This is a genomic window from Burkholderia aenigmatica, assembly GCF_902499175.1.
Lineage (GTDB): Bacteria > Pseudomonadota > Gammaproteobacteria > Burkholderiales > Burkholderiaceae > Burkholderia > Burkholderia aenigmatica.
In genome coordinates, this window is record NZ_CABVQC010000003.1 from 223,715 (window position 1) to 233,256 (window position 9,542).

Genomic DNA, 9,542 nt, shown 5'->3' on the forward strand with positions numbered 1-9,542 from the left:
GGTACGGCAGTCATGGCAAGCACAACGAAAAACGCCACCCGAAGGTGGCGTTTTTTCGTCGTGCATCCTGCATCGCGCCGAGGCGCCGCCGTCACTCGCTGCCGAGATAGAAGAAGCGGAACAGGAACACGGCGGCGATGACCCACACGATCGGCTTGACCGTGCGGGCCTGGCCCGTCAGCAGCTTGAGGCCACCGTACGCGATGAAGCCGAACGCAACACCGTTTGCGATCGAGTACGTGAACGGCATCAGCAGCGCGGTCAGCGCGGCCGGCACGGCTTCCGTTGCGTCGTCCCACGGTACGTCGACCATCTCGCGCAGCATCAGGCACGACACGTACAGCAGTGCCGGTGCCGTGGCGTACGCCGGCACGACGCCGGCGAGCGGCGCGATGAACAGGCAGGCGAGGAACAGCACCGCGACGGTGATCGCCGTCACGCCCGTGCGGCCGCCGGCCTGCACGCCCGATGCGCTTTCGATATACGCGGTGGTCGACGACGTGCCGAGCACCGAGCCCGCGACGATCGCCGTGCTGTCGGCGAGCAGCGCCTTGTTCAGGCGGTTCATCTTGCCTTCGACGAGCAGGCCCGCACGGTTCGCGACGCCCATCAGCGTGCCGGTCGCGTCGAACAGCTCGACGAGGAAGAACACGAGGATCACGTTGATGATGCCGGTCGACAGTGCGGCGCGGATGTCGAGCTTGAACAGCGTTGCGTCGATCGACGGCGGCGCGGAGAACACGCCGTGGAACTGGTTGTCGCCAAAGAAGAACGACAGGATCGTGACGCCGATGATGCCGATCAGGATCGCGCCACGCACGCGCAGGTGGTCGAGCGTGACGATCGTGAAGAAGCCGATGATCGCGAGGATCGTGTCGTGCTTGTGCAGGTCGCCCAGCGTGACGAGCGTGGCCGGGTTGCCGACGATCACGCCCGACGTCTTCAGCGAGATGATGCCGAGGAACAGGCCGATACCCGCGGTGATCGAGATCCGCAGCGATTTCGGAATGCCGTTGACGATCGCCTCGCGCACGCGGAACAGCGTGACGAGCAGGAACAGGCAGCCGGAGATGAACACCGCGCCGAGCGCGGCCTGCCACGTGAAGCCCATCCCCTTGACGACCGTATACGCGAAATACGCGTTCAGGCCCATGCCGGGCGCGCACGCGATCGGGTAGTTCGCGTACAGCCCCATGATGATCGACGCCAGCGCCGCGACGAGGCAGGTCGCGACGAACACGGATTCCTTCGGCATGCCGGCGTCGCCGAGGATCGCGGGGTTGACGAAGATGATGTAGGCCATCGTCAGGAATGTGGTGACGCCCGCGAGTATTTCGGTGCGGAAGTCGGTGCCGGCTTCAGCGAAGCCGAAATACCGCTTGATGGATTCCATGAAGGCGTTTCTCCGGTCGGGTTGTCGTGTTGCTTGTTGTGCCGAATTGTTGTAAAGGCAGCGCGCGGCCGGCTTACTGTACCCAGCCACTATTGCCCGGCTATCGGCGGATTGTAATAGCGCGGATAGCTCGGACGATATAGTTGGAGGGCACGATCGCACGATCGCTTGGCTGCCTGCGCGCGAACGGTCTGGCAGCCCGGCCGCGCGGCGAAGGCGCGCATTTTACCGGTTCGGGCGGAACGAACCGGAAGAAATGGCGGAAACGGGAGCGGGACATGCGAACGAGGCCGGCCGATGCGTGCGCAACGGCATGCAACACGGCACGCACGGCGGATCGCGCGCGGCGGTTGCGAGATGACATCCGACTGAAACGGAGCGCCCGCATGCTGCACGAATGCGTGACGGGCGGCGCGTGCGCGCAAACGCACGTGCGCGGCCGGTGCGGATGCCCGGTAGCGGCGTGCAGCGGCCATTCGTCAGTCCAGGCGGTGGCAGATATCGGGCTATCGTGCGCCGAAGCCGTCCCGCCCGCAACTGTCATTTCGCGAAGCGGGGGCGACTGTGGTTTCTGTGTAAAAGATTGCAAGACCCCATCGCGTAAACCGGCAAGTCTTTCTAGGATAGATACACCGCGCATGCACACGCCGGCCGGTAATTGCCGACGCGGGGGAGTCGCAGTCCGTGCAGGCCGGGCGGTGAAGTGCGGTCAAGGCCGTTGCGCGTTCGGGCAGGCACGGCCGATTGCGATTGCCCGATGCGGGTTCGTCCGTAAATCACGGAGGTCAGCATGTTGAACTGGATCAGCCGTTGGGCGATGCGACACGCCCCCACGCCGGAAAAAACCGCTGCGTCGATGCTCGTGACGGCGCGCATGGAACTGTTCGCTGCCGAACAGCGCGTCATCGACGCGAAATTACAAGCGGATTACTGGCGCGCACGTGTGTCATTCCTCGAGGAGGTGCAGAAGCAGGGCATCGATCCGTGGGTGACCTCGCAGGCAGCGCAACGCCCCGACCTTGATTCCACTCCCCGAAGCACGGGCCCGCGTCTCGCCGCCAGCACCTGATGCACCTGTTGCATCCCGTCGCTGCGCACGGCGCGCGATCGCGCGCGGCACGCACCGGCGTGCCGCGTCATTCGATGCGCACCTGCGGCGCGTTACGCCGCAGGTGCGTCCGTTTCCGGTCGCGGCCGTTCCGCGACTCGTGCGCCTGACGGCGCGTCGCTCATCCGCTCCTTCTCCCTGCCCCAAAGAGCAAACGTTGCACCAGCGCGAGCGTGCGCCTGAAGCGCTCACCGCGCTGCACGAACGCGGTCGTGATCGTCGCTTCCGCCGACCGGTCGGCATCGGTGCCGAGCCAGATGCGCTCGCCGCGTGCGATGCGCAGCACGTCGCCGGGCTGTACCCAGCAATCGTCGACGTTCGGCGGGCGCGTGACCCACAGCGCCGCGCCATACACGCGGAGCTCCGCGTCCTGCGGCGCGCGCCACGTCAGCGTCGCGCGCGGCGCGATCGCGAAACGGATCACGACAGTCGGTAACGCGATCGTGCCGGCGCGGCGCCGATCGGGACGGTCAAACAGCGGGCTTGCCTGGTCCATCGTCTTCTCCATTCAGTGAGCCGGACGGATGACGCGCACCAGAACAAAAAGGCCTCATCCGTTTCCGGTGAGGCCTTGTGTGACATGCGGTACTGCTCGATTGCTAACGCACACGCGCCTCCCGTGAACCATTCTTTCGAATGTTCATCGATCGATGAATCACGGCGGCGATGGGCGTGTACGTAGGCATGCGAACGAGTTTGTCTGCGTGGAACAGCGTTGTCAACGACAATTTTCGGGATAGGCGAGTGCGATGCATCGACGTGCGCGCCTGGCATTGCGTGACGCTGCTGCATCCCCGTAGCGAGTGCGCAGCAGCGCTTTCGTCATGTACGACTTCGGCTTCGACTTCGACATCGCTCGCGCAGCAAGCTGCGCATTCGCGCGAGCGCATGCGCCAGCCATGCGCCGCGTGTCATCGCGTATGCGGTCGTGATCGATGCTTCGGCCGGACGGTCGTCGTCGGTGCTCATCCAGATACGATCACCGCGCTGCACGCGCAGCACGTCGCCGGTGCGTATCCAGTAATCGTCGACGCTGCCCAGCCGCGTGACCCACAGCGTCGCGTCGTGCACGCGGATCTCGGCGTCGTGTTGCGCGCGCCACGTCAGCGTCTTGCGCGGCGCGACCGTGAATTGCATCACGACCCGCGGCAATGCGATCGCATCGGTGCGGCACCGATCGGGGCAGACAACCAGCCGGCTTGCTTGGTCCATCGTCATCTCCATCCGTTGAGCCGGGCGGGATGACGCGCACCAAAACAAAAAGGCCTCATCCGTTTCCGGCGAGGCCTTGTGACATGCAGTGCTGAATCTCGATGCTAACGCACAAGCGCCCCCGGTGATCGCCCCGTATGGGCGTTCACTCGGTTTTTATGCGCGATGGCGGCGGGCTTGAGCGTAGGCATGCGAACGAGTGTGTCGCGCCGGCGCAGCAATGTCAACGGAATTTTCGAGATACTTGGCGGTCACGCGTCGCGTTGCGCGAGCCCGTTCACGAGCAGCTCGGACAGCAGGCCCGTCATCCCTTCCGGGTGCGTGGCTGCACGTGCCTTCAGCTGTTCGACGAGTTCGGCATTGAGCTTGCACGCGAACGGCACGAGGCCCTGTTCCTGGTCGAGCTTGCGCTGCGCGCGGCGGTCGAGCTTGGCTGCGTCGTCGGCACCCTTGCCGAAACGCGCGGAGCCTGACTGCTTCATCGCGTGCGTCAGCTTGAGCGCCTTGTTCTTTTCGAGATCGGTTTTCTTCATGGCCATCGCGGCACCTCCGGGAAATTGAAGCCGCGATTGTACGCATTTCGGCGGGCGACGCCCGCCGAGCCGGCTGGAAATCCGCTCAGGCGCCCTTCGCCGTGCCCCAGTTGCCGCCGTGCGCGGCCGCCTGCGCGGCCGGCGAGCGGGCGAGGTAGGCGAGCGCCTGTTCGGTCGAGCCTTCGTGGTGCGGCGTATAGCTCGGCTTGAAATAGCGCAGCGCCGCACCGATCACCTTCCAGAACGACGGCAGGTGCCCGCGCCGCGAGCCGTGCCACCACGCGAGCACGAAACCCGGGTAGCGGCCGGCGTCCGGGTCGCGCCGGTACATGAATTTCGCGCCCGTCGTGATGTAGTAGAGCAGCAGCAGGATCACGAACGCCATATGCACGCAGCGCTCCGGATAGGTGCCGCCCATGTGCCGGTAGATGTCGAACGCGACCGTGCGGTGCTCGACTTCCTCCGCGCCGTGCCAGCGCAGCAGGTCGACCATCGTCGGGTCGGCTTTCCCTTCGTCGAGCCCGTGCGCGTTGAGCACCCAGTTGCCGAGATAGCCGAAGAAATGCTCGAGCGACGCGATCACCGCGAGCTGCTGCCGCAGCCAGAAGCGCGTGTGGCCGATCTTCAGCCCGAGCGGCTGTTCGCCGAGCACGCGCGTGAAGAGGCGATTGAGCTTCTGCGTGAACGGCTTCGTGTCGATCCCGTGCCGGTCGTAGTAGTGCTTGAGCACGCCGCCGTGCGAGCGCGAATGCACGGCTTCCTGCCGCAGGAAGCCTTCGGCCTCGTCGCGCAGGCGCGCATCGGTGATCAGCGGCAATGCCTTGTTGTACACGCGGCAGAACCACAGCTCGCCTTCCGGGAACAGCAGGTTCAGCGTGTTGATGATGTGCGTGCTGGCCGGGTCGTTCGGCACCCAGGTAATCGGCGTGTCGCTGAAGTCGAACTTCACGTGCCGGGCCTTGATCTTGTGATAGTCGGCGGTATCGGTCATCTTTGTCTCCCTGTGCGGCGTCATGCGCCGTCAATGCGATGCCATGCTGACGCGGGCGATCATCCGGCCGAGCCACGGCATGAAGCGGCCGACGAAGCGCATCGCGTGCGCCTCGCCGCCGACCGCGACGACGGGGCGGTTGCGCAGCACGCCGTCGACCATCGCCTGAGCGACAGTTTCGGGTTTCAGGCCGCGCATCTGGTACAGCTTCGTCGCGCGCTTGCGCAGCCGCGCTTCGTCCTGTGCATTGGCGCCCGCGTATTGCGTCGACGCCATGATTCCGGTTTCCGCGAAGCCGGGGCACACGGCCGTCACGCCGATGCCTTGTTCCGCGAGTTCCGCGCGCATGCATTCGCTGAGCATCAGCACGGCGGCCTTCGTCGTCGCATACGCGGGCAGGTCGCGCGATGGCCCGAACGCGGCGGCCGATGCGGTGTTGACGATGTGCCCGCCGGTGCCGCGCGCGGCCATCTGCTGCGCGAACAATCGCGAGCCGTGGATCACGCCCCACAGGTTCACGTGCAGGATGCGCTCCCAGTGCCGCGTGCTGGTGTCGAGGATGCCGCCGGCCATGCCGATGCCCGCGTTGTTGATCACGACGTCCGCGCCGCCGAGTTCGCTGCCGACCCACGTCGCGAGCGCTTCCATCTCGTCGGCGGACCCGACGTCGACGCGTTTCGCGTGCGCTTGGGCGCCGGTCAGCCCGATCAGCAGCGCGGTGCGCTCGGCGCTCGCGAGATCGATGTCGCACGCGACGATCGTCGCGCCTTCGCGGGCGAACACGAGCGCCGCGCAGCGGCCGATGCCGCTGCCCGCGCCGGTTACCACCGCGACCTTGCCGCTGAAGCGGCCGCTCGTTGCGCGGCGGCGCGCGTTCGCGAGCGCGGGCGGTTCGTTGCCCGCTTCGACCGCGTCGATCAGTTGCCCGGCGAGATCCGCGAAGCGCGCCGGATCGGCGAGCGGCAGCCAGTGGCCGGCCGCGACTTCGCGACGGTAGTACTGCGGCACCCAGCGCGACAGGTTCTCGGACAGCGCGGGGCTCACGTATTTGTCGCCGAGCGGCACGATCGTCTGCACCGGCGCATGCGCGTAGCGTTCGCGCGGCGCGAACAGGCAGCGGATGAAGTTTGCGCGATAGAGGCGTACGCCGCGCGCGCCGTCGTCGGCCTGTGTCGGGCGCGGCGCGGCGGGCGTCTTCTCGAGCCGGTGCAGCAGGCGCGGCCACGCGCGGCCGAGCCACAGCCGCCAGCCGAGCTCGGGGATGAACGGCAGGTGGAACAGGTACACGTACCACGACCGCACGAGCTGGCCGCCGAGCTTGGCGAGCGACGCGGGCGTCGGGCGCAGCACGCGTTCGCGCAGCCAGAAGCCGACGTGGTCGAGGCACGGCCCCGAGCATGACGTGTACGACGCGATGCGGCCGGCGAGGCGCGGATCGGTGACGAATTCCCAGCCCTGGATCGAGCCCCAGTCGTGCGCGATCAGGTGCACGGCGCGGCCGGGGCAGAGCGCGTCGATCACCGCGACGAAGTCGTCGGTCAGCTTCGCGAGGTGGTAGTCGGCCGTGCGCTTCGGCACGCCGGACAGGCCCGCGCCGCGCACGTCGTACGCGATCACGAAGTGCTTGCGCGCGAGCAGCGGCGCGACGTGCTGCCAGACGCTGCTGTCGTCGGGATAGCCGTGCACGAGCACGACCGGCGAGCGGGCCGGGTCGCCCCAAGTCTTGACCGCGAGCGTCAGGTCGCCGGAGGCGACCGCCGTTTCGCTATGAACCGATTCGAACAGGGCCAGCGGCGCTTCGTCGGAAAGAGGCTGCATCGTGAGTCCGTCGTTCAGGGAGTCGGGAGGAAGGGCGCGTGCGTGTCAGGCGGCGGCCGGCACGGTCGCGACGGCCTGCGTACGCTCGGCCTGGCGGCGCTGCCAGCGACGCACGTGCGGCAGGTCGTCGTCGAGCCAGTACGCGTCGTCTTCGGTGATGACCAGCAGCTCTTCGAATTTCGCGCCGACGCCAGAGAAGCCGAGATGCGGCTCGACCGCCCACAGGCCCGGCACCGGTGCATGCTCGGAGCGGCGGTCGATCGACCACAGCGGCGACCAGCCTTGCTGTTTTGCCGCGCGGCCCTGGTCGAGCAGCAGGTTGCGCGTCGCGTTCAGCCCGAAGCGCGCGACGAAGCGTGGCTTCGACAGCTTGTGGATCTTCGCGACGCGATGCGCGAGCACCTTGAACGGATAGGCCTTGTGGCGCGGCTCGACGCCCTGGCGGCGGCACAGCGCGTCGACTTCCTGCGCGACTTCGGCCATCGACCGGCGCTCCTTCACGAGCCGCACGATCATGTCGCGATGGTCCATCAGGTCGTCCTGCAGCTGTTCGAGGATCGGGTTGTGGCCGAGGCAGTGCGCGTAGCCGACGTCGGCGACGATGCCGTCGAGCACCGGCGCGACGTCGAGGATCACCGGCATATCGGTTTCGAGCTGCCGGTTGCTCGGGAAGAACGCGAGATTGAAACCGCCCATGTGCTTGAGTCCCGAGAAGCCTTCGAACGCAGTGCGGTCGCCGAACCACGCGAACGGCTTGTGCAGCCAGTCGTGCACGCCGTTGTCCTGCAGCCATTCGGTCAGCAGGCGCGCGGCTTCCTTTTCGGTGATGCCGGGGTAGAGCATCGCGCCGACGGTTTCGACGCAGCGGTAGGCAAGCTGCTGGACCGCGCGGAATTGCGGCAGCTCGTCGAGGTGGACTTCCGGCAGCGGGTGGTGGTCGGCCATGGCGCGTCTCCGTTTGGGGCGCTGATCCGGAACGCGCCCGCCGGCGTCACTGTCGCGGGTTATTCAGTCAGCATTTAATGTGTCATTGAACGATGTAATGATCATAGACGGTTCCGCGCCGACGGACGTGAGGATTTGTCCTAATGGATCGGGGAAATGGAGGGGAAGCTCTAGAGGCGGGATGGGCGAGGTCGGCGTGGTGGCACACGTCATTCGCCGATGATACTTGTCGATAATTGGGCTGTAGCGAAATGATTTCGTAAGAATGGTCCGTGCCCGCACCGCGGTGCTTTAACTGCTCAACGACAACCGATTCAGGAAATGGGATCCGGCATGACTCATCCAATTTTTGACTTGCTGACGAGGCTGGATGGTGCACATCTGGCTTATGCACTCAGTCGGCATCGACCAGACGCCATTCTCGTGTCCGTGACGGTCGTCGGACAGCGTATCGAGATCGACGTGTTCGATGACGGGCACATGGAAGTGTCCCGGTTCGTGGGTAACGAGGACATTGAAGGCGGCGCCGAACTGATCGATTCCATTCTGGCGGCAGCGGGTTAGGGCGGCGATCGACGTACGCAAGGCTGCACACGGGACGATCCGAAGGCCGCTGCGCGCGCTTACCCCTCCCGCTTCCCCCCCAACCGTTCCAGCAACGTCCCCAGCAGATCGATCGGCAGCGGAAACACGATCGTCGAGTTCTTGTCTGCCGCGATCGTCGTCAGCGTCTGCAGGTAGCGCAGCTGCATCGCCTGCGGCTGCAGCGCGAGCCGTTGCGCGGCCTGCAGCAGCTTCTCGGACGCCTGCAATTCACCTTCCGCATGGATCACCTTCGCACGCCGCTCGCGCTCGGCCTCGGCCTGCCGCGCGATCGCGCGGATCATCGTCTCGTTCAGGTCGACGTGCTTGATCTCGACCGTCGACACCTTGATCCCCCACGCATCGGTCTGCGCGTCGAGCGTCTTCTGGATGTCGGCGTTCAGCTGCTCGCGCTCGGCGAGCAGCGCGTCGAGCTCGTGCTTGCCGAGTACCGCGCGCAGCGTCGTCTGCGCGAGCTGGCTCGTCGCCTCGAAGAAGCGCGCGACCTGGATCACGGCCTTCTCCGGATCGACCACCCGGAAATACACGACCGCATTGACCTTCACCGACACGTTGTCGCGCGTGATCACGTCCTGCGCGGGCACGTCGAACACGACGGTGCGCAGGTCGATCCGCACGACCTGCTGGACGATCGGGATGATCAGCACGAGCCCCGGCCCCTTCACCTTCCAGAAGCGGCCGAGCATGAACACGACACCGCGCTCGTACTCGCGGAAGATACGGATCGACGACGCGACGAGCACGACGACGAAGACGATCAGGACGCTGCTGAAGCCGAACGTGTAACCGATCATGAAGGTTCTCCTTGGTGTTGTTCTTGCGCCGGCACGTCGTAGAGCGGGGCAACGGTGAGCAGCAGCCCGTGACGGCCGGTGACGCGCACGCGGCAGCCCGCGGCGAGCGGCGCACTGCTGGCCACGGGTAGCCGTCGGTGGCCGC

At 66.2% G+C, this 9,542-nt stretch carries 10 protein-coding genes; 2 read left to right on the forward strand and 8 right to left on the reverse strand.

Annotated elements, in window-relative coordinates; translation table 11 throughout:
* Nucleotides 1-91 precede the first annotated feature (91 nt).
* A complete protein-coding gene (locus BDO18943_RS03970) occupies nt 92-1,393 on the reverse strand; it encodes an NCS2 family permease (RefSeq protein ID WP_175021313.1) in 1,302 nt (433 codons plus the stop codon).
* Nucleotides 1,394-2,183: 790 nt separating this feature from the next.
* Between BDO18943_RS03970 and BDO18943_RS03975 the strand changes: the two genes are divergently transcribed.
* Nucleotides 2,184-2,462, forward strand: coding sequence for a hypothetical protein (locus BDO18943_RS03975; RefSeq protein ID WP_096501652.1), 279 nt, complete (start codon nt 2,184-2,186; stop codon nt 2,460-2,462).
* Between the two features lie 160 nt (nt 2,463-2,622).
* On the opposite strand, the gene BDO18943_RS03980 is transcribed toward BDO18943_RS03975, so the two are convergent.
* The 6 genes from BDO18943_RS03980 to BDO18943_RS04005 all read right to left on the reverse strand — a co-directional run bounded on the left by BDO18943_RS03980 (nt 2,623) and on the right by BDO18943_RS04005 (nt 8,000).
* Complete coding sequence (locus BDO18943_RS03980; protein ID WP_175021314.1) at nt 2,623-2,997, reverse strand: DUF2917 domain-containing protein; 375 nt, start codon at nt 2,995-2,997, stop codon at nt 2,623-2,625.
* A gap of 326 nt (nt 2,998-3,323) precedes the next feature.
* Nucleotides 3,324-3,713: a DUF2917 domain-containing protein gene (locus BDO18943_RS03985; RefSeq protein ID WP_175021315.1), complete on the reverse strand. Its 390-nt coding sequence runs from the start codon at nt 3,711-3,713 to the stop codon at nt 3,324-3,326.
* A gap of 251 nt (nt 3,714-3,964) precedes the next feature.
* Nucleotides 3,965-4,252, reverse strand: coding sequence for a hypothetical protein (locus BDO18943_RS03990; protein WP_043180204.1), 288 nt, complete (start codon nt 4,250-4,252; stop codon nt 3,965-3,967).
* Between the two features lie 79 nt (nt 4,253-4,331).
* The gene (locus tag BDO18943_RS03995) at nt 4,332-5,237 is read right to left on the reverse strand and encodes a metal-dependent hydrolase (protein ID WP_043180201.1); all 906 of its coding nucleotides are present in this window, start codon (nt 5,235-5,237) and stop codon (nt 4,332-4,334) included.
* Nucleotides 5,238-5,267: 30 nt separating this feature from the next.
* Nucleotides 5,268-7,055: an SDR family oxidoreductase gene (locus tag BDO18943_RS04000; RefSeq protein ID WP_175021316.1), complete on the reverse strand. Its 1,788-nt coding sequence runs from the start codon at nt 7,053-7,055 to the stop codon at nt 5,268-5,270.
* A 45-nt stretch (nt 7,056-7,100) separates the two neighbouring features.
* Nucleotides 7,101-8,000 carry a M24 family metallopeptidase gene (locus BDO18943_RS04005; RefSeq protein ID WP_175021317.1) on the reverse strand — a complete coding sequence of 300 codons (900 nt, stop codon included), beginning with the start codon at nt 7,998-8,000 and terminating at the stop codon, nt 7,101-7,103.
* 333 nt (nt 8,001-8,333) lie between these two features.
* Here BDO18943_RS04005 and BDO18943_RS04010 point away from each other — a divergent pair, with 333 nt between their 5' ends.
* Complete coding sequence (locus BDO18943_RS04010) at nt 8,334-8,564, forward strand: hypothetical protein (protein ID WP_235995796.1); 231 nt, start codon at nt 8,334-8,336, stop codon at nt 8,562-8,564.
* A 59-nt stretch (nt 8,565-8,623) separates the two neighbouring features.
* On the opposite strand, the gene BDO18943_RS04015 is transcribed toward BDO18943_RS04010, so the two are convergent.
* Nucleotides 8,624-9,397 carry a slipin family protein gene (locus BDO18943_RS04015; protein ID WP_175021318.1) on the reverse strand — a complete coding sequence of 258 codons (774 nt, stop codon included), beginning with the start codon at nt 9,395-9,397 and terminating at the stop codon, nt 8,624-8,626.
* Nucleotides 9,398-9,542: the final 145 nt, after the last annotated feature.